Raw genomic sequence first — 25,623 nt, 5'->3', positions numbered from 1 at the left:
GAAGCACGTCAACTTGCGTCATCGACATCGCGTTAAACCGGCAGCGCTGACCACTTACCCGGCGCGATAAAAGGAGTCACACAATGAAGACCATTTTCGCTGCGCTTGCTTCCGCCCTGCTCGTTTCGACGGCATTTGCCCAGACCGCTGCGCCCGCTTCGGCGCCTGCCGGAAACGAGGCGCATCTGAAGGCATCGACGGCAGGCGGTCTGAAAGCCGACACCACCGCCGACAGCAAGACGTCCGGTGCGGCGCCGTCGGCACACCATGCGTCGGGCACGAAGACACACGCGAAGATTGCGCACAAGAAGCCCTCGCCGGATGCGAAGGTGGCAAAGGTGGCCAAAACCACAGGCGGCTCCGATAAAACCGCAGACGCTACGCAGGCGAAAGCCGACAACAAGGCCGAGACGACCAAAACCCAATAACGTCATCGGCCAGACGTCTTTCGCTGCGCCGAATAAAACGGAAGACGTCCTTCATGGGCGAGTCGCGAGACTCGCCCTTTTTGTTGATGTGTAGCGCGTGCGCGGTGTGCGCCGCGAATGCCGCCGCTTCGCCGCCAGTCGAGGAAAGACTCGAATTCATGGATTGGCTTCCGTGCGAAATTGTCGGCTACCCTGAGGTTTGAAATCACCTTGCGGGCAATTGTGCAGGCTTCGATCCGGGGACGTTATTCATGAGAACACTGACTGAACAGTTGACGCAGTACGCGGCGTATCATCGCGACCGCCGCAATATCGCCACGCACTTCGTCGGCATTCCGATGATCGTGCTGGCCGTTGCCGTGCTGCTGAGCCGGCCCGCGTTCAGCGTCGCTGCCCTGCCGTTTCCGATCTCACCGGCATGCGTGCTGGTCGTCGTGATGACGCTTTACTATCTCGTGCTCGACGTGCCGCTCGGCATTACGATGGCCGTCATCCTTGCGCTGTGCGTCGCCGCCGGCCAGTCGCTCGCGGCGCTATCCACGCTGACGTGGCTCGTTGCTGGCGCGGGCCTCTTCGTGATCGGCTGGGTGTTCCAGTTTGTCGGCCATGTTGCGTATGAACATCGCAAACCGGCGTTCGTCGACGACCTGATCGGACTCGCCATCGGCCCGCTCTTCGTGCTCGCCGAGGCACTGTTCGGCCTCGGCTGGCGCCCGGCACTGCGCGAAGCCATCGAAGCGCAGGTCGGCGGGACGCGCGTCAATCCCGCCGCGCCGGTCCCGGCGCAGCGGCGTTAGCGCGGCGCGAAGCGCACGAGGCGCACGCCGTGCAGCGCCGTCAGCGCGACGGCGATCCAGATCGGCCCATAGGTGGCGAGTTGCGCGGCCGAAAGCGTCTCGCCCAGCAGCGTCACCGATACGATCACGAGCAGTACCGGTTCGACGTAGCCAAGAATGCCGAAGAGCGCCATCGGCAGCAGCCGGCTCGCTTTCAGATAGGAAGCCAGCGCGACGGTGCTGAGCGCGCCGAGTCCCGGCAGCAGCAAAAACCACATGTCGTAGCGGCCGGCGAGCCATGCGAGCGAGCCGCCAGTCACGACAAACGCAATCGCGACAGGAAACAGCAGCGACACTTCAACCGCAAATGCAGTCAGCGAATCGGCGTTTATCTTGCGGCGCAGCACGAAATACGGCGGATAGCCGAGCGCGACGAGCAACGTCGGCCATGAAAATGCGCGCGTCATCCAGAGTTCGTGCGCAACGCCCAGCGCCGCGCAGGCGACAGCGAGCCATTGCAGCCCGTCCAGACGCTCGTGGTAGTAAAAACGCCCGACAAGCACCATGATCAGCGGCAACAGGAAGTAGCCAAGCGACACCTCAAGCATGCGGCCATGTAACGGCGCCCACAGGAAAACCCACAACTGCAGACCGAGCAGTCCGGCGCTCACCACCAGCGCGAAGCCGATGCGCGGCTGTCTGATCGTGCGGAGCGCGAGTTCGCGTAGCGCCGGCAGCCTGCCCCTCAGCGCGATCAAAAGCAGCGCGCCGGGCACGGTCCAGATGATTCGCCACGCAAAGATATCGAGGCCCGTGAGCGGCGCGAGCAGCTTTGCATACGCCGAAAGCAGCGCGAACAGCGCCGACGCACCCACGGACAACGCGATTCCGCGTCCCGGTTCATACTGGTTCATCGATCCGCCGTCCGCGGGTTCGCGTTCAGGCCGCGCCCGAGGGCGGCATCTTTCATTTTCATCACAGGGATTCGTGGAGGCGAGCGGCGTCTCGCAACAGGGTCGACTGTCACCGCCGCGTAAAAGCAAGCCCGCATTCTAGACGCAGACGCTGCGGCACGATCAACGCATTTATTCCGTGCGCATCGGCGACTGATGGACTAGAACGTAACTTCATCCGTCTGCAGCAGTACCAGGATGTCCTTTCGCGTCGAACCGTTTCGCGCCCGCGACAAGCGCGATTCTTGCTTCAACGCAGGTCTTTGCCTTCGTCAGCGCGGACGCGTCGTCCGCCAGTTCGCAGCGCGTGTCACCGATGCGCGCCCACCCGCACGGCCAGCAGCCACCACCGAAATGAGGAACACTGCATGACTCAGCCTGCGCTATTGCAAGAAGTGACACCCGGGTTTGCCGTCGATATCCGCGCCGGCCTCACCAAGGCGCCGCAAAAGGAATTGCCGTCGAAATATCTCTACGACGAAGTGGGCTCAGCGCTCTTTGAAGTGATCACCGCGCTGCCCGAATACGGCGTCACGCGCTCGGAAGAGCGCCTGCTGGCGCGCCACGCGACCGATATCGTCGCGCAGCTTTCCCCTGACGTAACCGTTGCCGAACTCGGCAGCGGCAGCGGCCGCAAGACCCGTCGAATTCTTGAGGCCCTGTGTAAAAAACACCCCACTTCTTACTGTCCGATTGAAATTTCGCGCACCGCCTTGCAATTGTGCCGCCGCGAGCTGGGCGATATCGAACGAATTTCGATCGTCGGCTATGAGAAGGATTATCTGGCGGGTCTCGCGGAAGTCAGCGAAAAGCGGCCCGACGGCGAGCAGTTGCTGGTGCTGTTTCTGGGTAGCACGATCGGCAATTTCGGGCGGCTCGCGGCAACGCGATTTCTGCGCGACATCCGCATGATGCTGAAGCCCGGCGACGCGCTGCTGCTCGGCACCGACCTCGACAAGCCAGTGCCGACGCTCGTCGCCGCGTACGACGACCCGATCGGCGTGACCGCCGCGTTCAACCTGAACCTGCTCGCGCGGATCAACCGCGAACTGGGCGGCGATTTCCCGCTCGATGCATTCGAACACGTCGCGCGCTTCAATCCGGAAGTGCGCAGCATCGAAATGCACCTGCGCGCGAAACGGCGTGTGACCGCACATGTGGCGGCCGCACGGCTCACGGTGACGCTGGAGGAAGGCGAAACGATCTGGACAGAAAGCAGCCACAAATATCGCGCCGAGGAAGTCGGGCCGATTGCCGGCGATGCGGGCTTCGCGTGCGCGCATCAATGGATCGAACGCGATTGGGGCTTTGCGGAAAGTCTGCTGGTAGCGCGTTAAATCTAGCGTGGGTGTCAGGCGTGGCGCCCAGCGTGCGCGCCATACCGAATGGCTCGCGCGCGCATTTAGTGCTGCTCGAAGCGCTCGTAGCGTTTTTCCGTCGCCCGCTCTTCGCCGATGACCTCGGTCACGCGCGCCGAGGGCGGACCGTGACGCAGCCACGACAGCATCCGGTCCACCTGATTGGCCGAGCCCTGAAGCATGGCTTCCACCGATCCATTGTCGAGATTCGCGACCCAGCCCCGGATGCCAAGCGCATGCGCCTGACGCACCGTCGCATGCCGAAAGCCGACGCCCTGCACCATGCCGCGCACGCGCACGTAATACGTTTCGATTCGTGAATCCAGATCTGGCGCTGTCATGCCGGCTTCTCCTGACTATCTTTTCAAGCCGGCATTCTAGTCGCCCCGCCGGATTGATGCTCGACTCGAACCGCATCGCAGACGCGCGCCGGTGACCGCTTCGCGCGCTCCACGTACAATCCGTCGACCATTCAACCGGCGCAGCCCGCTTTCGCACCCCTGTGCGTACGAAATGCCGCGCGCCATGCAGGGAAATCGAACGGATGACCGATCAGAATCGCGATCTGTTGCTCGTCACTGGCGCCTCCGGCTTTGTCGGATCGGCGGTGGCGCGCATTGCGCAGCAGAAGGGTTTTGCCGTGCGCGTGCTCGTGCGCGCCACGAGTCCGCGACGCAATGTCGAAGCGCTCGACGCCGAAATCGTCGTGGGCGACATGCGCGACGAAGCTTCGATGCGTGCGGCGCTGCGCGGCGTGCGCTACCTCTTTCACGTGGCCGCCGACTATCGCCTGTGGGCGCCGGACCCGCTCGACATCGAGCGCTCGAACCTCGAAGGTACTGAGGCGACCATGCGCGCGGCGCTCGCCGAAGGCGTCGAGCGGATCGTGTACACGAGCAGCGTGGCCACGCTGAAAGTGACGAGTTCCGGCCAGTCCGCCGATGAAACCTCGCCGCTCACGCCCGACAAGGCGATCGGCGTGTACAAGCGCAGCAAGGTGCTGGCCGAACGCGCGGTGGAACGCATGATCGCGCAGGACAGGCTGCCTGCCGTCATCGTCAATCCATCGACGCCGATCGGCCCGCGCGACGTCAAGCCGACGCCAACCGGGCGCATCATCGTCGAAGCAGCGCTCGGCAAGATTCCGGCGTTCGTGGATACCGGCCTGAATCTCGTGCACGTCGACGACGTCGCCGCCGGGCATTTTCTGGCGCTGGAACGCGGCAAGATCGGCGAGCGCTACATTCTGGGCGGCGAAAACCTGCCGCTGCAGCAGATGCTCGCCGACATCGCGAATCTGACCGGCCGCAAACCGCCCACGATCGCGCTGCCGCGCTGGCCGCTGTATCCGCTCGCGGTCGGTGCGGAAGCAATCGCGAAGTTCACGAAGCGCGAGCCGTTCGTCACGGTCGACGGCTTGAAGATGTCGAAGAACAAGATGTACTTCACCTCGGCGAAAGCGGAACGCGAACTCGGCTATCGCGCGCGCCCGTATCGCGAAGGCCTCTCCGACGCACTGCAATGGTTCCGTGAAGCGGGCTACCTGAAGGCGTGAGCGCTGTCGTCGCACGGCATGCACATGCACTTTGTTACAACGTCGGCCGTCCGGCATCCGTTCCATGCCGCGCGCAGCGGTTAAAATCGCCGGTCTTACCAGAGAAAGTCTCGCATGAATCTTCAAGAACAGATTGGCGCGCTTGAATTGAGCGTCGATCAGCTCAATCAGCTCATCCAGGTCGCGCTCGCACCGAAGGCCACGTCCACGCCCGCGGCAGAAGCAGCGTCGGAGGCAGAGGCGAATGTCGCCGTGCCGGCCGAAGCCGCTGAACCGGCCGCGCCCGTTGCAGACGAAAAACCGACGCTCAGCATCGCCCGTCCGGCGCAGAACGAAATCACGATGACGATCGGCGGCCAGACCGTCTCGCTGCATCCCGAGCAGGTCGGTCAACTGATCGAGGAACTGGCGAACGCGCGCGCATCGATGACGCCCGAGCCGCCAGGCGGCCTGCCGACCGGCTGGCGTTTCGTATCGACAAAGAATCCGGTGATGGCCGCGCAGAAGCAGTCAAACGGCGACCGGCTGCTGGTGCTGCGTCACACCGGCCACGGCTGGGTGCCGTTCACGTTCTCGCCGGAAATGGTCGTTCAGATGTACGCGATGCTGACGCAGCGCTGAAAGGCAGCGCATGGCGCGCCGCCCGTGAAATCCCCGGCCTTGACGCTTTAACGCTCCTGCACCGGCGCCTGAACGCGCGCCTTCCACTGACCGCCCTTGCCGCGCCAGTAGCGCACTGCCGAAGCGAACGTCGCGCCGACATAGAACAGCGCAACGAGCGGCAGGAACGGCGCCCACAGCGGCGAGCGACCGTAATACTGGAGCATCGGCGCGTACGCGCAGCACATCAGCGCCCAGGCGAGCCATGCCGGCCAGCCGAGCGGGCCGAGCACGAGCGCCACGACGGGCGGAACCAGATAGATGATCGTCATGCCCGCGAGCGTCCCGGCGAGCAGCCAGCCGTTGTAGCGCAACTGCGTGAATGCCGTGCGCGCGATCATGTTCCAGATGTCCTTCCAGCTGTCGTATGGTCGCAATGAAATACTGCGGGCCGCGACGTCCAGCCGGATCGGATGGCGGCCTTCGCCGCGATGCTTGATACGCGCCGCAAGGCTGCAATCGTCGATCAGTTCGGCGCGGATCGATTCGATGCCGCCCGCTTCCTCGAGCGCGGTGCGGCGCACGAGCATGCAGCCGCCGGCCGCCGCCGCCGTCTTGTGGCGCGGATTGTTGACCCACGCGAACGGGTAGAGCTTCGCGAAAAAGAAGACGAACGCCGGAATCAGCGCCTTTTCCCAGAAGGAATCGCAGCGCAGACGGACCATCAGCGAGACGAGATCGCGCTTTTCTTCCTCGGCGCGCACGACGAGCTGCGTCACGGCCTCGGGCGGATGGCCGATGTCGGCGTCGGTGAGCAGCAGGAAGTCGGCGGGAAAGCCGAGCGTCTTGACGGCCTCGATGCCTTGCGACTGCGCCCACACCTTGCCCGACCAGCCCGGCGGAAGCGGTTTTGCGCCAAGGACGGTCAGCCGGTCGGCACATTGCAGCTGGAGCGCGGCTGCGCGGGCGGCATCGGCGGTGCCGTCGGTGCTGTGGTCGTCGACGACGATCACGTGAAACGCGCCCGCGTAATCCTGTCCCAGCAGCGAAGCGACTGCTCGCGCGATCACGTCCGCCTCGTTGCGGGCCGGCACAACCGCAGCGACGGCGGGCCAGCCTTCGCTGCCGCGTGGTTTCGCGGCCAGCGGCGCAGCGGGACGCGTGCGCCAGAACCCGCCGCGCGCGAGCAGCAGCACCCCCCAGATCAACAGGGAAAGACAGGAAAGTGCAAACAGAATCAGGATCATGCGTTGCCCTCAACCGACAGGTCTCGCACGGAAACGGCCAACCGCTACGCCCGGCACGGCAGTGCGCGTACGATACAAACGCGCACAAATCCGGGGCAATCGGTCTTCATCCCGCGCGCCTTGAAATGCATCCGGTGATCCGGACAGTGACGCGGCCGCTCGAGCAACATGCCCCGGCAAATGGAGCCGTGAGGAGCGGGTACCGCAAGGCCCGATAGTTTAAGGGTTCCGCGCCGGCCGTGCAGCGAGTCATTATTGCCGTAGCGTTTGTGGTATCGGATATGTCCTGGAAAGCACGTCTTGCTCGATAGCGTTAGAATGCGCGTTTGGTTTTCGGTGTGCCGGCTTTTGTCGGACCAAATACACCATCTAATATGATGTCGCGGCGATAAGGTCGTTTTTACCGACTTCTTCGAAACCCGCGTCAGTCGGAGTTCGCCAGCCTATGCGAGTCATCCTTGCTCAACCCCGCGGCTTTTGTGCGGGTGTTGTTCGCGCGATTGAGATTGTCGATCGCGCTTTGCAACAACACGGGGCGCCCGTTTATGTGCGCCACGAAATTGTCCATAACCGTCACGTGGTGGATAACCTGCGCCAGAAAGGTGCCCGTTTCGTCGAAGAACTCGACGAAGTGCCGCACGGCGCCGTGGCGATTTTCAGCGCACACGGTGTCGCCCAGACCGTCGAGCGTGATGCGGAGCAACGCGGCCTCGACGTGCTCGACGCGACCTGCCCGCTTGTCACGAAAGTGCACGTTCAGGGCCGTCAATACGTCGGCGCGGGCCGCACGCTGATTTTGATCGGGCATGCTGGACACCCGGAAGTCGAAGGGACGATCGGGCAGATTCCCGGCAAGGTGCTGCTGGTCCAGAGCGAAGCCGAAGTCGCCACGCTCGACCTGCCGCTCGACACGCCGCTCGCGTACGTCACGCAGACCACGCTTTCGGTCGACGACACGCGCGGCATCATCGATGCGCTGTTGCGCCGTTTCAGCGACATCGTCGGCCCGGATACGCGCGACATCTGTTACGCGACGCAAAACCGCCAGGCCGCAGTACGCGATCTGTGCACGCAGGTCGATGTGCTGCTGGTCGTCGGTGCGACGAACAGTTCGAACTCGAACCGTCTGCGCGAGATCGGCAGCGAAACCAACGTGCCGAGCTACCTCGTCGCCGATGGTTCCGAAGTGCGGCCGGAGTGGTTTGCGAATGCGCAGACCGTCGGCATCACGGCGGGCGCTTCCGCGCCGGAAGAAATGGTTGAAAACGTGATCGATGCGCTGCGCGCATTGGGGTCCGTCGAAGTCACGACGATGGCGGGCCGGGAAGAAAAAGTCGAATTCAAGTTGCCGTCAAAGCTGATGCAACCACTCGCTGCACGCGAAGTTTAAGGAGGACGTTTTGTCTATTCCGTTTCTGCAAAAATTCCGGGTCGGCGCATACATCATGCGTCAGCATCTTTCTGGCAACAAACGCTACCCGCTCGCGCTGATGCTGGAACCGCTGTTCCGCTGCAATCTCGCGTGTAATGGCTGCGGCAAGATCGATTATCCGGACCCCATCCTGAACCAGCGTCTTTCGCTCGAGGAATGCCTTGGCGCCGTCGATGAATGTGGCGCGCCGGTGGTTTCCATTGCAGGCGGCGAGCCGCTGCTGCACAAGGAAATGCCGCAGATCGTCAAGGGCATCATGGCGCGCAAGAAGTTCGTGTACCTGTGCACGAACGCGCTCCTGATGGAAAAGAAGATGGACGATTACGAGCCGAATCCGTACTTCGTCTGGTCGGTCCACCTCGACGGCGACAAGGAAGCGCACGACCATTCCGTTTCGCAGGATGGCGTGTACGAAAAGGCCGTCGCTGCGATCAAGGAAGCGAAGCGCCGTGGTTTCCGCGTCAACATCAACTGCACGCTGTTCAACGACGCCGTGCCGGAACGCGTCGCTGCGTTCTTCGATACGCTTGGCCCGATGGGCGTCGACGGCATCACGGTGTCGCCGGGTTACGCGTATGAACGCGCGCCGGACCAGCAGCACTTCCTGAATCGCGACAAGACCAAGCACCTGTTCCGCGAAATCTTCAAGCGCGGCAACAACGGCAAGAACTGGTCGTTCAGCCAGTCGAGCATGTTCCTCGACTTCCTGGCCGGCAATCAGACGTACGAATGCACGCCGTGGGGCAACCCGGCGCGCACGGTGTTCGGCTGGCAGAAGCCGTGTTATCTGGTCGGCGAAGGTTACGTGAAGACCTTCAAGGAACTGATGGACACCACGCAGTGGGAAAACTACGGCACCGGCAACTACGAAAAGTGCGCCGACTGCATGGTTCACTGCGGCTTCGAAGCCACGGCGGTGATGGATACCGTCACGCATCCGCTGAAGGCACTGAAGGTCGCGATTTCCGGCCCGAAGACGACCGGCGCGTTCGCGAAGGACATTCCTCTGGACAAGCAGCGTCCGGCCGAATTCGTGTTCTCGCGTCACGTCGAGATCAAGCTGGAAGAGATCGGCCGTGCGGGCAAGGGCAAGAAGGTGGAGCGCGCCGCGACGGCAGCCTGAACGTCGCGCGGGGTCTCCCGCCTGAACTGAAATGAAAAGAGCGCAACGGTTTAACCCGTTGCGCTCTTTTTACATCTGGAGAAATCTGGAGACAGGCGCCGGCCCGGATCAGCCCGCGCCACGTGCATTGTGCGCGACCATGAACTTGATGAGCCCGTCGATGCCGCCTTTGGCGAGCTGATCGGCGAACTGCGTCTGGTACACCTGGATCAGCCAGGCGCCCATCATGTTGATGTCGTAGATCTTCCATCCGCTGGGGGTCCGTTCCAGCCGGTAGCCGACGGCATCGTCGCCGCCGTTGCTGATGACGTGCGACTGCACGACGGCGTCCTTGTCGCCTGCGGCGGCGGTGGACGGCAGGAAGTTGAACTTGACGTCCTGGTCACGCAACTGCGACAGCGAGGCCGCATAGGTGCCCACCAGCAGTTTCTGGAACTGCTCGTACAGCTGCTTCTGCTGTTCGGGCGTTGCGGTTGTCCACGCCTTGCCGACGGCGATGCGGGTCGTGCGCTGGAAGTTCGTGGAAGGCACGAAGTGCGTCTCGACGACCTGGGTAATCTTGCCCATGTCGCCGCCACGCGCCTGCGGATCGGCCTTCATCGCGTTGACCGTGCCTTCGACGGCAGCCTTCACGACCGCGTCAGGCGCGCTTTGTGCGAAGGCGGACGTGGACATCACAGCGGCCATGATAAATGCAGACAGATGACGTTTCATACGATGTTCAGGACGCTGGAGAAAATGATCCGTTGAACCCACGGCGAGGCACCTTTGAGGGTCAGTATACCGATTTTGCCTGTGCAGTCCTGACTTCATTGGCACGCGTTAGGCCGCTGCGTCGGTATACTTGTGCCCTTCCGCCGAATACGCCATTAACGACAGGGGCTCTCCCACCTGTATGCTGAAGTTATCCATCGTCCGCCTCGTTGCGTGGTCGGTGCGCTATGCCCTGCCGGTCATCGCACTCTCGATCCTGCTCGCCATCGCAAGCGGCATCTACGTCGCGCATCACTTCAAGATCAATACGGACATCAGCCGTCTGGTCGAAACCGACACGCAATGGTCCGGCCTCGAAAACGCGATGGATGCGGCCTTCCCTGACCGCGGACAGACCGTTCTCGTCGTGGTCGAAGCCCGCGCGCCGGAATTCGCCGATGCCGCCGCGCGCGATCTCACCGCCGCGCTGCAGAAGCAGTCGAAGGAATTCGTCGCGGTGTCGCAGCCGGCGGCCGGGCCGTTCTTCGAGCACAACGGGCTGCTGTTCCTGCCGTTGAGCGAGGTTCAGTCGACCACCACGCAGCTCGCGAAGGCGCGTCCGCTCATCAATTCGCTCGCCCACGATCCAGGCCTGACGGGCCTCGCCGGCGTGCTGACCACGAGCCTGCTGCTGCCGCTGCAGATCGGCCAGGTCAAGCTCGGCGACATGAGCCATCTGCTCTCGCAGAGCGCAACCGTGCTCGATGGCGTCCTCGCCGGCCAGCCGTCGGTGTTCTCGTGGCGCGGGCTGGTGGACAAGGACGCGGCCAAAGAACCTGCGCGCGCCTTCGTCACGGTGCAGCCGGTTGTCGATTTCGGCGCGCTGGAACCCGGCGCGCGCGCCTCCGCGGAGATCCGCGCGACTGCCGCCTCGCTGCATCTGGACACGCAGTACGGCGCCACCGTCCGTCTCACCGGCGAACAGCCGCTCGCGGACGAAGAATTTGCGTCGGTGCAGGACGGCGCCGTCGTGAACGGCATCGGCAGCGTGATCGTCGTGCTGGTGATTCTCTGGCTCGCGTTGCGCTCGAAACGGCTGATCGTGGCCGTCTTCATCACGCTCTTCGTCGGCCTCGCAATTACGGCCGCGCTCGGCCTGATGATGGTCGACGCGCTCAACATGATCTCGGTCGCGTTCATGGTGCTGTTCGTCGGGCTGGGGGTCGACTTCGGCGTGCAGTTCGGTGTGAAGTACCGCGAGGAGCGTCACCGCGATGACCGCCTGCCCGCTGCGCTCCTGAACACGGCGCACAGCATCGGCGTGCCTCTCACGCTCGCCGCCGTGGCCGTCGCCGAGAGCTTCTTCTCGTTCCTGCCGACGGCCTATCGCGGCGTGTCGGAACTCGGGAAAATCGCGGGCGTCGGCATGTTCGTCGCGTATTTCACGAACATGACGCTGCTGCCGGCACTCCTCAAGGTGTTCGCGCCGCTCGGCGAACCCGTGTCGCCCGGATTCCGGCAACTTGCGCCGGTCGACGATTTTCTCGACCGCAACCGCAAGCCCGTCCTGATCGGGACGCTGATCGTCATCGTCGGCGCGTTACCGTTGCTCCTGCACCTGCGCTTCGACTTCAATCCGCTGCATCTGAAGGACCCGCACACGGAATCGATGGCGACACTGCTCTCGCTGCAGGACGCGCCCGAAGCGTCGGTCAACAACGTGCATGTGCTTGCGCCGTCGCTCGCGGCAGCGGACACGATGGCGACGAAACTGTCGGCCTTGCCGGAAGTCGGCCGCGTGACGACGCTCGACACCTTCGTCCCCGCCGACCAGCCGCAGAAACTCGAAGCGATCGCAAGCGCCGCGCAGCAACTGCTGCCCGCGCTCACGCAAACGCCCGCGCCGCCTTCGACGGATGCGAACCGCGTCGCTGCGCTCAAGCGCACCGCCAGTCAGCTCGCGCTCGCCGCCGAAGACCATCCGGGTCCGGGCGCCGCCGAAGCGCAGCATCTGTCGGTCACGCTGACGAAGCTCGCCACCGCCGATGCCGCGACGCGTGATCGTGCCGAACGCGCAATGTCCGCGCCGCTGAAGATCGCGCTCGGCCAGCTGACGGCCTTGCTGCAGCCCACGCCGGTCACGCGTGAAACCGTGCCGCCGCAGATTGCGCGGAACTGGCTATCGGCCGACGGCCACGCGCTCGTCGACATTTCGCCGAAGGTGGCGCCCGGCGCCGATCCCGGCGACGACGTGACGCTGGCCCGCTTCGCGCACGCCGTCAAAAAGGCCGAACCCGGCGCGATTGGCGGCCCGATCTCCATCCTGCATTCCGCCGACACGATCATCAAGGCGTTCCTGCAGGCCGCCGGCTGGGCCGTGCTGTCGATCACGATCCTGCTCTGGATCACGCTGCGCCGTTTTGGCGACGTGCTGCGCACGATGATTCCGCTGCTCGTTTCGGCGGTGGTCACGCTCGAACTGTGCGTCGTGTTCAACATGCCGCTCAACTTCGCGAATATCATCGCGCTGCCGCTGATGCTGGGCGTGGGTGTCGCGTTCAAGATCTACTTCGTGATGGCCTGGCGAAACGGCCAGACCGGGCTCCTGCAATCGAGCCTGACGCACGCCGTGATGTTCAGCGCCGCGACCACGGCGACGGCGTTCGGGAGCCTCTGGCTGTCGCATCATCCGGGCACGTCGAGCATGGGAAAACTGCTCGCTCTGTCGCTCTTCTGCACGCTTGTCGGCGCTGTGGTATTTCAACCTGTACTGATGGGAAAACCGCGCCCCAGGCGCGCCACAAAGAAACTCCACGGGATTGACGGATGAAGATGCAAACCTCCGCGCTGACGCTGGCCGTCGCGTGTGCGCTCAGCGCCTGTGCAACGGGTCCTGACCGCAAGCCCGGCGATCCGCTGGAGCCGATGAACCGGGCCGTCTTCAAGTTCAACGATTCGCTCGATACCTACGTCGCGCAACCGATCGCGAAGGGTTACCAGAAGGTCACGCCGAGCCCGTTGCGGACAGCCATCAGCAACTTCTTCTCGAATCTCGGCGATCTGGACAATGCGGCGAACAACCTGTTGCAGTTGAACATCACGGACGCGACCCAGGACATCATGCGCTTCGCGTTCAACTCGACCTTCGGCCTCTTTGGGCTGCTGGACTGGGCGACGCCGGCCGGTCTGCCGAAGCATCATCAGGATTTCGGGCTGACGCTCGGCTACTGGGGTGTGCCGACAGGACCGTATCTGGTGCTGCCGCTGTTCGGGCCGAGTTCGTTCCGCGACAGCCTCTCGCTCGCGGTCGATTACCGCCTGAATCCGCTGAGCTACGCCGAGCCGGCCGTGCGCAATCCGATGTACCTGTTGCAGTTCGTCAGCAAGCGCGCCGACCTGCTGGGCGCAACCGACCTGCTTTCGCAGGCGGCGCTCGACAAGTATTCTTTCGTCCGCGACGCCTACACGCAGCAACGCATCTCGCTGCTGCGCGCGGCGGGCGCGGTGGGTACGTCGCCGAATGCGTTGCCGGACTACGGCGAACCGGACGATTCCGGTGCAGCGCCGCCTTCGGGGGCATCAGGCGCGGCGCCTGGCGGCGTGCCCGACTACTCCGATCCGGGCGAAGGCGCCCAGGGTCCGGCTACGCCGGCACCCGCTTCCGGCACGCAGCCCAACGCGCCGTCGGATGCGCCGAACTACACCGATCCGGGCGAAGCGCCCGCTTCGGGCGCTTCTGGCTCGACTCCGCCTGCCGACAGCAAGGTGCCCGAAATCGCACCCCTGCCCAAACCGAACGCGCAGTAAGCCGCGCGTTGTGCGAGCTGCAACGCAAACAGCCCGACAGGTTTTGTGTACCTGTCGGGCTGTTTTCTTGTGGGTCGCGAATCAGGCGTTACGGACGTTCACGTCGTGCCCGCGCCTTCGTTCGCACTCAGTGCATCGTATCGGCTTCGACGCGTTCGAGCACGTTCTCGCCGGAGACCGCATTCTGTGCCGGTGCCTGCCCTGCCGGGCGCGAAGTGTCGCGATAACGGGCGAAAGCTTCGTCGGCGTAGCGAATCTGCGTGCGGCCGTGCGGTGCGGGATCGCCCTTCTCGTCGAGATTTACGAACACCATCTTTTCCACGGTCAGAATGCTCTTGCGCGTGATCTTGTTGCGAACCTCGGCACGCAGCGTAATCGACGTCCGGCCGAAGTGCGTAGCGGTCATGCCAAGTTCGATGATGTCGCCCTGACGCGCCGAGCTGACGAAGTTGATCTCCGACATGAATTTCGTGACGACGCGCTGGTTGTCCAGCTGGCAGATCGCGTAAATGGCTGCTTCTTCGTCGATCCAGCGCAGCAGGCTGCCGCCGAAAAGTGTGCCGTTCGGATTCAGGTCTTCAGGCTTGACCCATTTTCTGGTGTGGAAATTCATGGCGGATCCCGTCCTTCTGCTGTTCTGGTCTTCGGTGCTGCGGCCAGCTAAGGGTTAACACTGATCATTGTAACAGAGAGATCAGGGTTTTCCCTTGCATTTCAAGAGGAGGCAATCGAATCGAAAGGGCCGACCGCGCTAACGGCGACGGTCCAGGCGGGAACTCAGGCCGCGCGTAACGCGCCGGCCGTGCCGAGCGCATGGCGCGCCCGGACCAGCGACTGGCGGGCCGCACGCGCGTCCGCCGCCACCTGGAGCAGCGCGCCCAGTTGCGATGGCTGCCGGAGCAGTTCGCGCAGGATCGGTGCGATCGCCGTCTGTCCGTCGTCGCGCAGGCCGGCGGTTGCGGCCGAGGGCAAAGTGCGCCACGCCGGATCGACGATCGCGCGGCAAACGGCGAACGGCACGCCGTTCGCCGCGGCGATGGCGCCCGCGATATGCGATTCCATATCGACGGCGAGCGCACCGGTGGCGCGATGGAGCGCGAGCTTGTCCTGCGCGCTGACGAGCGGCGCGACAACCGCCGCCTGAACGCCCCGGCGCAGCCGCGCACTCAACGACGATGCGCCGATCGCGAGTGCAAGCCGCCCCGACCAGTCGACGTCCGTCTCGACCCGCCCGAACGGCCCTTCGACTGCGTCCGCGACGATCACGGTGCCGGGTTCGAGGTCCGGGGCGAGACCGCCGGCGGTGCCGAAACTGAGAATGCCGCTGCAACCCCGCGCCACGGCGGCGCTAAGCGCGCGTTCGAGCAGATCGGCGCGCGCCGCGAAGATGACCTCGACGCCCTCACCGCGCGCGATGCGCGCCTCGAACGCCATGCCGGCCACAACGATCACCGGCAATGCATCGCGGCCTGTCTGCGCGTTGCGCGACACCGCCATCACATGCCAACCGTGACACGCGTGCCGCCAGTGCGCCGCAGCGAGCGATAGCGCGCGAGCGCCCACAGCGGGAAGAACTTGCGATAGCCGTGGTAGCGCAGATAAAACACGCGCGGGAAGCCTGTCGCGGTGAAGCGGGTTTCGTCCCACAGGCCGTGATCGCGCTGCTCGCGTTGCAGATAGTCGATGCCGCGTGCAACCGCCGGATGATCGACCGCGCCGGCCGCCATCAGGCCCATCAGTGCCCATGCAGTCTGCGACGCCGTGCTCGGCGCCTGTTCATAGCCACGGTATTCGAGCTTGTAGCTGGTGCCGTCTTCGCCCCAGCCGCCGTCTTCGTTCTGGATTTTCACGAGCCACTGCACCGCGCGTGCGATCCGCACGTCGTCGTGCTTGATGCCGGCTGCGTTCAGCGCACAGAGCGCGGTCCACGTGCCGTAGATGTAGTTCATGCCCCAGCGGCCGTACCAGCTGCCGTCGGACATCTGTTCCTTCAGGATGTAGTCGTATGCGCGCTTCGACGGTTCGCTTGTGGACGGCATTTCGCCGAGTTGCGCGAGCATCGAGAGGCAGCGGCCCGACACGTCCGACGTCGGCGGATCGAGCAGCGCACCGTGGTCGGAGAACGGAATGTTGTTCAGGTAGTACTGCGTGTTTTCCGGCTCGAATGCGCCCCACCCGCCGTCGCTGCTCTGCATGCCGACGACCCACTCGCGGGCACGCGCAATCGCCGTGCTGTCGACGTTCGACTGCGTGACCGCCGCCGCACGATGCATCGCCATTGCGACCACGGCCGTATCGTCGACGTCCGGGTAATGCGGATTCGCGTACTGGAATGCCCAGCCGCCTGGCCGCACATCCGCGCGACGCGAAGTCCAGTCGCCGCGCACATCGAGAATCTGCAGCGGGCGCAGCCATTCGAGACCTCGCACCGCAGCTTCCTCCGCACGGGTGTCGCCGGTTTCGAGCAGCGCATGCGCCGCAAGCGACGTATCCCATACCGGCGACAGACACGGCTGGCAATACGCCTCGTCGTCGTGAATGACGAGCAACTTTTCAATCGAGCGACGCGCAATCGCGCGGTTCGGATGATCCGCCGGATAGCCGAGCACGTCGTACATCATGACGGCGTTGGCCATCGCCGGAAAAATCGCGCCGAGGCCGTCTTCGCCGTTAAGCCGCTCGTCGACGAACGCCACCGCCGCGTTCACCGCGCGCTGACGCAGCGTCTTCGGGAACAGGCCGTCGATGGCGCGCAATACGCCGTCCACGCCGCGAAAGAAGCTGAACCAGCCCTTGTGCTGATGCGGCGCACGCGGCGAGAGGCCAGTCGTGACGGGCGCACCGCGGAACAGTTCGTCGATCCGCACGCCGCGCGGGTTGCGCGCAACCGGACGCTTCGCGTTCAGCACCAGCAGCGGCACGATGACCGTGCGCGCCCAGTACGACACCTTCGACAGATGGAACGGAAACCACTGGGGCAGCAGCGTGATTTCAACCGGCATCATCGGCACTGCGTACCACGTTACGACACCGAAGAGCGCGAGCAGGATGCGTGTGAACACGTTCGACGCTTCCGCGCCGCCGTGGGCGAGAATCGCCTCGCGGGCACGGCGCATGTGCGGCGCGTCTTCCGGGTCGCCGATCATTTTCAGCGCGAAGTACGCCTTCACACTTGCGCTGACGTCGAGCGCGCCGTCGGTGAAGAGCGGCCAGCCGCCGTCCGCCAGCTGGATGCGGCGCAGATAGCGGCCGATCTTCTGTTCGAGCTCCGGGTTCGCTTCTTCGCCCAGGTAGTGAACGAGCAGGATGTATTCGGCGGGAATCGTGGCGTCGGCTTCGAGTTCGTAGACCCAGTGGCCGTCGGCGCGCTGGTCGGCGAGGATCGCATCGGTCGCGCGCACGATGGCGCTGTCGAGCAGGTCTCGCGACGCGTCTTGCGGCGCGACTGCGGGCACGGTGGTGTCGACGGTATCAGCAGCGGTCGAAGCAGGGATTGCAGCGGGCGTCTCGCCATCCATCGGCGGAATCTGGGATAAATCGTTCATCGGCGTTCCATCGGTTCATTCAGAAGCAGGTCCGCGGCCTTCTGGCCGGAGCGGATTGCTCCTTCGATCGTCGCGGGCAGGCCGGTGGCCGTCCAGTCTCCCGCGAGCATGAGGTTGTTCCAGCGTGTGCGCGTGGCAGGGCGCAGCATTTCCTGGTCAGGCTGCGCGGCGAACGTCGCGCGTTCTTCCATCACGACCTGACTAACCGGCATCGGCTCAGCCGGCAGGCCGGCCGCATGGGCGACATCGGCCCACACCGTCTTCACGAGTTCTTCCTGTGGCATGCCGGTCAGACGGTCGGCGCCGTAGATCGTGACCGACAGCCGGCCGTCGAACGCAAAGAGCCACTCGGCGGTCGAGCCGATGAGGCCCATCACCGGCGGCAGGCCAAACGGCGGCTCGACGGCGAAGTGCACATTGATGATTGCGCTGAAGCGCTGTGGCGCCTGCAGACCGGGTACGATCGACTGCGCAACGTTCGGCGGCACGGCGAGCACCATGCCCTCGTTTGCGCCCAATGCGATGCTTTCGTCCGCGAAATGCAGCGACGCGACGCGTCCGGATTCCGAAAACGTCAGATCGTTGAGCCGCGAGCCGAGCTTGATCTGCGCGCCGCCGTGCTGGAGCAGGCGCAACGCCGGATCGACGAACGCGCTGCCAAGCCCGTTGCGCGCAACGAGCGGCCGGCAGGCCTGGCCGCCTGCGGCAAACGTCTCGCGCGCCACGGCGCCCGCCAGCTGCGCGGTCGCTTCGCGCGCTTCCCCGTTCATCACGGCATGAAACAGCGGGCCGAGCAGCCGGTCCCACAACATACCGTTGCAGCGCATGGTCTGCGCCATCGAGCGGCCGGGCTTCGCGAACAGCAACGGCAGCATCGAGAAATAATCCGCCCAGTTCGTATTCGGCACGCGGGCGCTCGAATCGAACACCCACAGCGGCAGCGGTCCGGGCGAAACCTTGACGGTCCAGCGCTCGCTGGAGGCGAGATCCATGAACGGAAACTCAGGGTCCGCCGGGCCGACCAGTTCGTCTGCGGCGCCGATTGCGCGTGCGTAAGCGAGCGTTGCCTGATTGCCGGAGAAAATCAGATGGTTGCCCGTGTCGATCGTCGCGCCCAGCGTCCGGTCGTAGTACGAACGGCACCGTCCGCCTGCCTGCGTGGCGGCTTCATGCAGCACGACCTGCGCGCCGCGGCGCTGCAGTTGCACCGCAGCTGCGAGGCCGGCAACGCCCGCGCCGATCACGTGGACAAGTTTGACCATCAGAACAGCGCGTAGCGGGCGACGATCCACAGGAGCCGCGCGCGCGGCTTGGTGACTTTCGTGCGCGGGATGTCAAAACCACGGTCGACGGTGCGCTCGAGCAGGCACCGGTAGACGCCGGACATGATGCGCGGCGCGCGCACTTCGCGACGCGGTTGCGCATCCATGATTTCGTCGGACTTCGCGAAGTGGGCCCGTGCCCGCGCCACGAGCGCGGCGCAGACGCGCGGCAGCGACGGGTCGTCAGCGATCGCGTCGGGGTCGGTGGTCGCGATGCCTTCGCGCGCGAGCAGTTCGCGCGGCAGATAGCAGCGGTGAATGCCGGCGTCTTCGTCGATATCGCGCAGGATGTTCGTGAGCTGCAGTGCACGGCCGAGATGATGCGCGAGCTCGCGGCCCGGCGCTTCCTGCATCCCGAATATCCTCACCGACAGACGGCCCGCCGCGCTTGCGACGCGGTCGCAGTACAGGTCCAGCGTGGCTTCGTCGGGCGCGCAGATGTCTTCGGCGGCGTCCATCGCCATGCCGTTGATCATCTCGTGAAAATCTTCGCGCTGCAGGTTGAAGGTGTGAATGTGGCGGGTCAGCGCGCGCAACGAAGCGCGCGGCGTGCCCGCGTAGCACGCGTCGATGTCGGCGCGCCAGCACTCCAGCGCGGCAGCACGTTCGACACGTGGCATGTCGCTGTCGGCGATGTCATCGACCGCGCGACAGAAAGCGTAGACCTGATACATCGCGTCGCGCTGCGCAGCCGGCAGGATGCGCATGGCGAGATAGAACGAGCTGCCGGAGGTTACGGCTGCTGCGTCGGTTTCTGTATCGTCCACGACAAGATTGGAAACGGCCAAGACGATCTCCGCTGAGGCGCCCGCAGTTTGAGGCCAGGTGGCCGGACGCAGGGCATGTCGTCCGCGCGCGCGGACACGCGCGAAACACTCCGGCTGGGATGCCGGAAACGACGAAAAGTATAACAATCTTTGGCCTTCACCGCTGAAAACGCATCGGCAACGCGGGACGGCGTAACAATGCCGCCGAAAAAGGCAGCTTGCGGCTGCGCGTTCCGGCAATGCGCCGCTTCATCGTGACGCTGAAAAACGCCTCTTCGACGTCATGCACCCCCGTAAAAGGTCGTCGAAGGAAAGCGCGAAATTCCACCCTGAAAAGGCAATTGCACTGAATAAGGACCACGCGAATCCGCCTGCTGAATTCCGTCTGAAAAAGATGGCGCTTCATTTAAGACTGGTCTTATTCAGCTGCTTTCGACGGTTGCCTAAACTGATCTTATTGAGATGCCGCAAATCTTTGCGGCGCACGCCAGGCAACGATTACGCAGCTTATCGAGACACAGAAAGTGTCTCGCTCCGGTAATCGCTGCGGGTTGCCGGTCGAATCACGTTCGCGTTAATCAACACGACTTCATTTCCCCGGCTCATTGCATCGGCGGCGGTCTGGCTACGTCTGCCGGTTTAACCGTGATCTTTCGGGAAATATCATGAAACGCACAATCCGCTTCACCGCTTTGTCACTCATGCTGATGGGTTTCACGTGCGGGGCTCTGGCCGCGCAACGCCCCTACAGCCCACTGCAATCGATTGAACAGTCGTGGATCACCGCAAGCGTCCAGCGGAGCGACTCGCCGCTTGGCTCGCTGATCGAGGCGTCGTTCATCGGTTTCACGCCGGACGGCGCGAGCCGTCCGAAGCCACGTCTGCTGATCGCGGCGCCAGCGCCAGAGCAGCTGGTGGTACGGATCGCAGGCCTCAGTGAATGAACGCGCTGGTCAGTTGAACGCGACCGAGCGGTTGCGTCCCTGCCGCTTCGCGCTGTAGAGCGCGGCGTCGGCTTCGTTGATCAGCACTTCGTAGGCCGGCACGCCGGTACGCGCGCACGCGCCGCCGACGCTCGCCGTCACGGGCACGAGCGTGCCCTGGACATCGATGGCGGTGTCGCCGATCTTGCGGCGGATTTTTTCGGCGACCTGCATGGCGTCTTCGAGCGGCGTGCAGGGCAGCAGCAGCGCGAATTCCTCGCCGCCAAAGCGGCCGAACGTATCCTGCACCCGCACGACTTCCGCGACACGCTGCGCCATCACGCGCAATACCGTGTCGCCCACCACGTGGCCAAACTTGTCGTTGATCTTCTTGAAGTGGTCGAGGTCGAAGAGCAGCACCGACAGGTCGCCGCCGTAGCGCTGCCAGCGCGTATATTCGTCGCGCAGCCGCGATTCGAAATAGCGCCGGTTCGCGATGCCGGTGAGACCGTCGCGGTCGGCATATTCCTGCAGCTTCGCGACCGCTTCCTCACGCTCGCGCTGCACGATGCTCACGGCCGTCACGTCAGAAATCGTCACGCAGACAGCCACGACTTCACGGTCGCGCGTGAGCGGCATGAAGGTGCAATCCTGCTGCATGTAATCGACGCCGCCGGTGATCGGCCGGTCATGGTCGAACTTGAAGAGATACGGTCGTTGCTCCCAGGAGCTGAACGCGAAGCTGCCCAGCTGGAACACGCTTTCGAGCTTGCGTGTGAGCCACACGCGCGGCAATTCCGGAAAGCTTGCGAAAATCGACCTGCCGACCACCTGTTCCGCGGACAGGCCGCTGTGGTCGTGCATGAACCGGTTCCACATCAGCACGTTCATTTCGCGATCGAGCACGAAGATGCCGAAGCCAACGCGCTCGACAACCAGATCGCTCAAGGACGCGGACGTTTCACTCATAGGCTGGACAGCAGCGCATCGAGCGCCTCATTCATGTGACGGATCGACTCTTCGGCCATCAGCATCACCAGGTGGGCGCGAAAGCTCTGGTCTTCCAGCGCGAAATTCACTTCGACCAGCAGCGCGACTTCCCATGCGAGCACCTTCGGCTGGAACACGTCGTCGAGCGACATGGATGCGCCCAGCAGTCCCGGCGCCGAAAACACCGGCGTGCGGCCCAGCTGGTCGAGAATGCACGACACACAGGCGCCCGTCAGCACGTTCGCCACGTCGTAAATCAGCTCTTCCTGCGAAATGCTGTCGTACGCCGAGCCGACGTACGGGTCGTTCACGAGCGCACACAGTTGCGCGATGCTGCCGCTACGGCAGATCACCAGCGCCTCACCCTTGATGTCGGAGCGAAAGCCCTGACGCACCGCGGTGACGGCCTCGTTGATGCCCGTCATCTCGCGCAGCGCGGCGGCGGCCTCGCACACATCGACCACGCGCACGCGCGGCACCGACAACTCGATAAACGTATCGAGCAGCGTCGCGAGACGGGTCGCGGCCTGACCCATGGCGAGGTTGGCGACCTCCTGCAGCGCGTCGCGCTGGTCTTCGTTCAGGGCTGGCTCAGACATACAACCCGTACTCCTTGAGGATGGGCAGTACCGCCTCGGGCGTCACCGGCTTGGCAACGAATGCAATGGCGCCGAGCGTGCGCACCCGCGCCTGCGCCATCGGCTGAACATCGGCGGACACGACGATCACAAACGTATTCAGATCCTCGTGCTGCAGCGCTTCGAGCACCTGAAAGCCCGTCATGTCGGGCATCGTCAGATCGAGGAACATGACGGAAGCCTTGCCCGCCCGGTACAGCTCGAGCGCCTCGACGCCGTTCGATGCGTAGGCGATATCGACGTCCCAGTCCTGCGGCAGGGCTTTGGTCAGCACCTTGCGGGCCAGCAGGGAATCGTCGGCAATCACAATAGGCAAGGACATGGCGGCGGTAGGCAGTCAAAAGACGTTATAGGCTCAATCGGGTTAACGGCAGCGTGACGCCGTTCTTGAGCCGCTGGACCGGCCATGCGGGTAAACAGGCTGAAAAGGGATCGTACGAAGGTGACTCCGCCGCGCCGCGAAGCGCGGCGTGCGGAAAGCAGGCGCTCGCACGGCAAGGTGCGTGAACGCGAAAGACGACGCCAGAATCCGACATGGTGCAAGCCTACCCCGTACGTAAACAGCGCAGAAGTAGACAACCTCTCGACCTGAGACCTGGTGCCCCCGCGCCCGCATCCGCGGACGGCCCCGGCAGGCATGTAACGCACTGTCTGGACGAGCCCCGCGGCAGATACGTCCGGTCATGGCGGACGCATTAATTGTCGTAGGAATGATTCTTGAATTAATTCCGCGAAAAAGCAACGCGTCAAAATCGGATGACTTGACGAAATCCACCCAACAATCACTTTGCACGGCATAAATATTCCCCTGAATCGGCAAATAGTCCTACATTTATACTTTTGTGTACGTTTGCGCTTCTGGATTCGTCGCTGATTGGGGCCACCTCGCGAAAAAATCGCTCGAAACCCGGTATGAGCGGGAAAGCCCTTTTCATTGTGCAGGGCGCAATCCGGGGCTGACGTTCTTCTCGTTTATGATGTCGGCACACGGTGTCCCTGTTTTCCGACGTTTCCAGCCTGACGACGATGAACCCTGAACGGCCCGACCTGCCCCGGGCGAGCCGCGCGCCTGCCAGCCGGCAAGACGAACCCCTGTTTCCGGCTGCGCCTCCCGAACATCATTTCGCGATGCGGCGCCTGACGCTGATCGCGCTTCTCATTGCGGCCGTCGTGCTGCCGTGCATCTACGTGGCGACGATGGCATGGAGCGATCTGAAGGCGCGCGAATCCGATGCGACCGATGTCACGCTGCGTACCGTGCGCGTCGCCGAAGAGCACGCGCTGAAAGTCTTCGACATGAACGAGGCGCTCGACGCGCGCGTCGTCGATCTCGTGAACGGACTCGACGACGCGGGCATCCGCGATCGCGAAGAGGACATTCACGAGAAGCTGCGCACGATGGGCGGCGGATACCCGCAGGTTGCGGCTGTGTCGATCTTCAACCGCACGGGCGAGTTGCTGGTGAGCAGCCGGTTCTTTCCGGCGCCGGCCGTTTCGATCGCGGGCCGCGAGGATTTCACCGGCGTGCGCGACAACAAGGTGCTGGAACACGTCTCGAAGGTGATGATCGGCCATGTCGCGGGTGAAATGGTGTTCAACACCGGCGTCGCGCGTCACGACACCAGCGGCGCATTTGCGGGCGTCGTCTCGGTGGCACTGCGGCCGAATTACTTCAACGCGTTCTACCGCGAGCTGCTCGGCGGGGAAGATGCGCCGATGACGCTCGGCCTCACCCGCGCCGACGGCGCCGCGCTCGCACAATATCCGCAACGGCCGCGCGAGCCCGCGCTTGCGCAGCCGCGCACGCCTTTCACGGATGCGCTCGCGGAAGGCCGGCGCGCAGGCGTCGTCAAGATGCGCGGCGCGGACGGCGACGGCGTGATCCTCGCGTTCCGCCGCATCGGTTCGTATCCGGTGTACGTATCGTGCGGCTATCGCACGTCGGCGATCTGGGCAGGCTGGTATCGCCATCTGAGCCTGCTGATTCTCTCGATGTTCACGCCCTCGATCGTGCTGTGGGGCGTGATCTGGCTTTCGCTCAAGCGCCTCAGCGCGGAAGAGGAAGCGTGGGAGCGCTGGCAGGCGGAAGCGTCGATGCGCCGTTCGATCGAATCGGCGTACCGGCAGTCGCGCAAGATGGAGGCGCTCGGCAATCTGGTCGGCAGCGTCGCGCACGATTTCAACAACCTGCTGATGATCGTGTCGACCAATGTGCAGATCGCGCGACGGCGCGGCGCGCCCGGGCTCGATCGCGAACTGTCCGCCATCGAGCGTGCACTGAAGAGCGGCCAGTCGCTGACGCGGCAACTGCTCGGCGTCGCCCGCAAGCAGCCGTTGCGCAACGAAACCATCGCCGTGGAACACTGGCTGCCGGGCTGCCGCGAACTGCTGACCGCATCGCTCGGCGCGAAGGTCGCGCTCGTCGTCGACGTGAACGCGGGTGTCTGGCCTACGCGCGTCGATGTTGCCGAACTCGAACTCGCGCTCATCAACGTCGCCGTCAATGCACGCGACGCGATGCCGGGCGGCGGCCGCTTCACCGTCCGTGCGGGCAACGTCGCGTTCCGGCACGACGACGGCTTTCCCCTCACGGGCGACTTCGTGCAGATTTCCCTCGAAGACACGGGCATCGGCATGCCACCGGAAGTGCTGGCGCGCGCCTTCGAACCGCTCTTCACGACCAAGCCAAAAGGCATGGGGACGGGGCTCGGGCTACCGCAGGTGTTTGCGTTCTGCGAGCGCTCCGGCGGCCTCGCCGCTATCGACAGCGCGATCGGCGCGGGCACCTCGGTGCGTCTGTACCTGCCGCGCGCCGAGGCGGTGCCGCAGATCGCGCGCGCTGCGGAATCCGGTACGCAACACCCCGCTGCGGTGCGTCAGGGGTTACGGATTCTGCTCGTCGAGGATAACGAAGAAGTTTCCGCCGGCACCGAAGCCCTGCTGCAGATGATGGGACACGAGATCACCTGCGTCTTCAACGCCGATGCCGCGATGCGACTCCTCGGCGAGGCGCATGCGAAAACATTGCGCACCGGCGCATCGCTGCCGTTCGATCTCGTCATTTCGGACATCCACATGCCGGGCGCGATGAACGGTATCGACCTCGCCGAAGCCCTACTCGCGTTTGAGACGAAGCTGCCGGTCATTCTCGTGACCGGTTACGCCGAAGAACTGGAGCGCGCGCGTCACGTCGACGTGCGCGTGCTGTCGAAACCGTTCGACATCGCGCTGCTCGACAAGATTCTGCAGACCATTCAGGACACGCTCTCCTCTGCGCATCCTGCCGCATGATCCCCGCCGCACGGCCGCCATGTTTTGCGCAGTGCTAATTACGCTGCGGATGTAAAAAACGCGCCAGCGTTGCAGGCGGATGACGACCCGCCACCCTTCGTGATCCTCTGCGTGCCCTTTCCCACCGGGACTTTTGCCGACCCGGCATGATCGTTGCGCTACCTCCGATGATTGG

General features: G+C 64.1%; 24 protein-coding genes. 11 read left to right on the top strand and 13 right to left on the bottom strand.

The features are described from left to right. Positions 1 to 83 precede the first annotated feature (83 nt). Together LPA36_RS26300 and LPA36_RS26295 are read left to right on the top strand one after the other, a co-directional pair. On the top strand, positions 84 to 428 hold the full coding sequence (locus LPA36_RS26300; protein ID WP_228883174.1) for a hypothetical protein: 345 nt from the start codon (positions 84 to 86) through the stop codon (positions 426 to 428). Positions 429 to 679: 251 nt separating this feature from the next. Further along, entirely contained in the window at positions 680 to 1,225 is a 546-nt protein-coding gene (locus tag LPA36_RS26295) for an Mpo1 family 2-hydroxy fatty acid dioxygenase (protein WP_228883172.1), read from the top strand. Here LPA36_RS26295 and rarD read toward each other — a convergent pair. Next, positions 1,222 to 2,118, bottom strand: a complete 897-nt coding sequence (gene rarD, locus LPA36_RS26290; protein WP_228883170.1) for an EamA family transporter RarD — start codon at positions 2,116 to 2,118, stop codon at positions 1,222 to 1,224. The genes LPA36_RS26295 and rarD overlap by 4 nt on opposite strands. 407 nt (positions 2,119 to 2,525) lie before the next feature. Here rarD and egtD point away from each other — a divergent pair, with 407 nt between their 5' ends. Continuing rightward, the gene (egtD, locus tag LPA36_RS26285) at positions 2,526 to 3,494 is read left to right on the top strand and encodes an L-histidine N(alpha)-methyltransferase (RefSeq protein ID WP_228883168.1); all 969 of its coding nucleotides are present in this window, start codon (positions 2,526 to 2,528) and stop codon (positions 3,492 to 3,494) included. A gap of 65 nt (positions 3,495 to 3,559) precedes the next feature. Here the strand turns inward: egtD and LPA36_RS26280 are convergent, their stop codons facing one another. After that, complete coding sequence (locus LPA36_RS26280; RefSeq protein WP_228883165.1) at positions 3,560 to 3,856, bottom strand: acylphosphatase; 297 nt, start codon at positions 3,854 to 3,856, stop codon at positions 3,560 to 3,562. Positions 3,857 to 4,059: 203 nt separating this feature from the next. Here LPA36_RS26280 and hpnA point away from each other — a divergent pair, with 203 nt between their 5' ends. Both hpnA and LPA36_RS26270 read left to right on the top strand, forming a co-directional pair. Then, positions 4,060 to 5,070, top strand: coding sequence for a hopanoid-associated sugar epimerase (gene hpnA, locus LPA36_RS26275; protein ID WP_228883164.1), 1,011 nt, complete (start codon positions 4,060 to 4,062; stop codon positions 5,068 to 5,070). Positions 5,071 to 5,184: 114 nt separating this feature from the next. Then, a complete protein-coding gene (locus tag LPA36_RS26270) occupies positions 5,185 to 5,691 on the top strand; it encodes a hypothetical protein (protein ID WP_228883162.1) in 507 nt (168 codons plus the stop codon). 47 nt (positions 5,692 to 5,738) lie between these two features. Here the strand turns inward: LPA36_RS26270 and LPA36_RS26265 are convergent, their stop codons facing one another. Continuing rightward, positions 5,739 to 6,917 carry a glycosyltransferase gene (locus LPA36_RS26265; RefSeq protein ID WP_228883160.1) on the bottom strand — a complete coding sequence of 393 codons (1,179 nt, stop codon included), beginning with the start codon at positions 6,915 to 6,917 and terminating at the stop codon, positions 5,739 to 5,741. Between the two features lie 445 nt (positions 6,918 to 7,362). Here LPA36_RS26265 and ispH point away from each other — a divergent pair, with 445 nt between their 5' ends. Together ispH and hpnH are read left to right on the top strand one after the other, a co-directional pair. Next, a complete protein-coding gene (ispH, locus tag LPA36_RS26260) occupies positions 7,363 to 8,307 on the top strand; it encodes a 4-hydroxy-3-methylbut-2-enyl diphosphate reductase (protein WP_228883158.1) in 945 nt (314 codons plus the stop codon). A gap of 10 nt (positions 8,308 to 8,317) precedes the next feature. Next, entirely contained in the window at positions 8,318 to 9,472 is a 1,155-nt protein-coding gene (gene hpnH / locus LPA36_RS26255; protein WP_228883156.1) for an adenosyl-hopene transferase HpnH, read from the top strand. A gap of 108 nt (positions 9,473 to 9,580) precedes the next feature. Here the strand turns inward: hpnH and LPA36_RS26250 are convergent, their stop codons facing one another. Beyond that, positions 9,581 to 10,186, bottom strand: a complete 606-nt coding sequence (locus LPA36_RS26250; protein ID WP_228883154.1) for an MlaC/ttg2D family ABC transporter substrate-binding protein — start codon at positions 10,184 to 10,186, stop codon at positions 9,581 to 9,583. A 181-nt stretch (positions 10,187 to 10,367) separates the two neighbouring features. Here LPA36_RS26250 and hpnN point away from each other — a divergent pair, with 181 nt between their 5' ends. Both hpnN and LPA36_RS26240 read left to right on the top strand, forming a co-directional pair. Next, positions 10,368 to 12,995 (top strand): hopanoid transporter HpnN, encoded by a 2,628-nt coding sequence (hpnN, locus tag LPA36_RS26245; RefSeq protein ID WP_228883153.1) that lies wholly within the window; start codon positions 10,368 to 10,370, stop codon positions 12,993 to 12,995. Next, complete coding sequence (locus LPA36_RS26240; RefSeq protein ID WP_228883151.1) at positions 12,992 to 13,972, top strand: MlaA family lipoprotein; 981 nt, start codon at positions 12,992 to 12,994, stop codon at positions 13,970 to 13,972. The genes hpnN and LPA36_RS26240 overlap by 4 nt, the downstream gene beginning before the upstream one ends. Before the next feature lie 127 nt (positions 13,973 to 14,099). Here the strand turns inward: LPA36_RS26240 and LPA36_RS26235 are convergent, their stop codons facing one another. The 6 genes from LPA36_RS26235 to LPA36_RS26210 form a co-directional block, all read right to left on the bottom strand. Further along, positions 14,100 to 14,585 carry an acyl-CoA thioesterase gene (locus LPA36_RS26235; RefSeq protein ID WP_228883149.1) on the bottom strand — a complete coding sequence of 162 codons (486 nt, stop codon included), beginning with the start codon at positions 14,583 to 14,585 and terminating at the stop codon, positions 14,100 to 14,102. 164 nt (positions 14,586 to 14,749) lie between these two features. Then, on the bottom strand, positions 14,750 to 15,469 hold the full coding sequence (locus tag LPA36_RS26230; protein ID WP_228883147.1) for a phosphorylase: 720 nt from the start codon (positions 15,467 to 15,469) through the stop codon (positions 14,750 to 14,752). Next, positions 15,469 to 17,517, bottom strand: coding sequence for a squalene--hopene cyclase (shc, locus tag LPA36_RS26225; protein ID WP_228883145.1), 2,049 nt, complete (start codon positions 17,515 to 17,517; stop codon positions 15,469 to 15,471). The genes LPA36_RS26230 and shc overlap by 1 nt, the downstream gene beginning before the upstream one ends. Beyond that, on the bottom strand, positions 17,514 to 18,779 hold the full coding sequence (gene hpnE / locus LPA36_RS26220; RefSeq protein ID WP_228883144.1) for a hydroxysqualene dehydroxylase HpnE: 1,266 nt from the start codon (positions 18,777 to 18,779) through the stop codon (positions 17,514 to 17,516). The genes shc and hpnE overlap by 4 nt, the downstream gene beginning before the upstream one ends. Then, on the bottom strand, positions 18,779 to 19,627 hold the full coding sequence (gene hpnD / locus LPA36_RS26215) for a presqualene diphosphate synthase HpnD (RefSeq protein ID WP_228883142.1): 849 nt from the start codon (positions 19,625 to 19,627) through the stop codon (positions 18,779 to 18,781). The genes hpnE and hpnD overlap by 1 nt, the downstream gene beginning before the upstream one ends. Positions 19,628 to 19,763: 136 nt before the next feature. After that, the gene (locus tag LPA36_RS26210; RefSeq protein WP_228883140.1) at positions 19,764 to 20,012 is read right to left on the bottom strand and encodes a hypothetical protein; all 249 of its coding nucleotides are present in this window, start codon (positions 20,010 to 20,012) and stop codon (positions 19,764 to 19,766) included. A gap of 259 nt (positions 20,013 to 20,271) precedes the next feature. Here LPA36_RS26210 and LPA36_RS26205 point away from each other — a divergent pair, with 259 nt between their 5' ends. Continuing rightward, positions 20,272 to 20,550 carry a hypothetical protein gene (locus tag LPA36_RS26205; protein WP_228883138.1) on the top strand — a complete coding sequence of 93 codons (279 nt, stop codon included), beginning with the start codon at positions 20,272 to 20,274 and terminating at the stop codon, positions 20,548 to 20,550. 9 nt (positions 20,551 to 20,559) lie between these two features. On the opposite strand, the gene LPA36_RS26200 is transcribed toward LPA36_RS26205, so the two are convergent. Genes LPA36_RS26200 through LPA36_RS26190 form a run of 3 tightly spaced genes read right to left on the bottom strand, consistent with a single transcriptional unit; the run spans position 20,560 to position 22,479 of the window. Further along, the gene (locus tag LPA36_RS26200) at positions 20,560 to 21,498 is read right to left on the bottom strand and encodes a GGDEF domain-containing protein (protein WP_228883136.1); all 939 of its coding nucleotides are present in this window, start codon (positions 21,496 to 21,498) and stop codon (positions 20,560 to 20,562) included. After that, a complete protein-coding gene (locus tag LPA36_RS26195) occupies positions 21,495 to 22,118 on the bottom strand; it encodes a chemotaxis protein CheC (protein ID WP_228883134.1) in 624 nt (207 codons plus the stop codon). Before LPA36_RS26195 ends, LPA36_RS26200 begins: the two co-directional genes overlap by 4 nt. Then, entirely contained in the window at positions 22,111 to 22,479 is a 369-nt protein-coding gene (locus tag LPA36_RS26190; protein ID WP_228883132.1) for a response regulator, read from the bottom strand. Before LPA36_RS26190 ends, LPA36_RS26195 begins: the two co-directional genes overlap by 8 nt. A 704-nt stretch (positions 22,480 to 23,183) precedes the next feature. Between LPA36_RS26190 and LPA36_RS26185 the strand changes: the two genes are divergently transcribed. Continuing rightward, positions 23,184 to 25,448, top strand: coding sequence for a hybrid sensor histidine kinase/response regulator (locus LPA36_RS26185; RefSeq protein ID WP_228883216.1), 2,265 nt, complete (start codon positions 23,184 to 23,186; stop codon positions 25,446 to 25,448). Positions 25,449 to 25,623 lie beyond the last annotated feature (175 nt).

The sequence above is a fragment of the Paraburkholderia saeva genome (assembly GCF_907164555.1).
Lineage (GTDB): Bacteria > Pseudomonadota > Gammaproteobacteria > Burkholderiales > Burkholderiaceae > Paraburkholderia > Paraburkholderia saeva.
The sequence above is the reverse complement of the archived record's forward strand: the minus strand, read 5'-3'. Positions and strand labels throughout refer to the sequence as shown.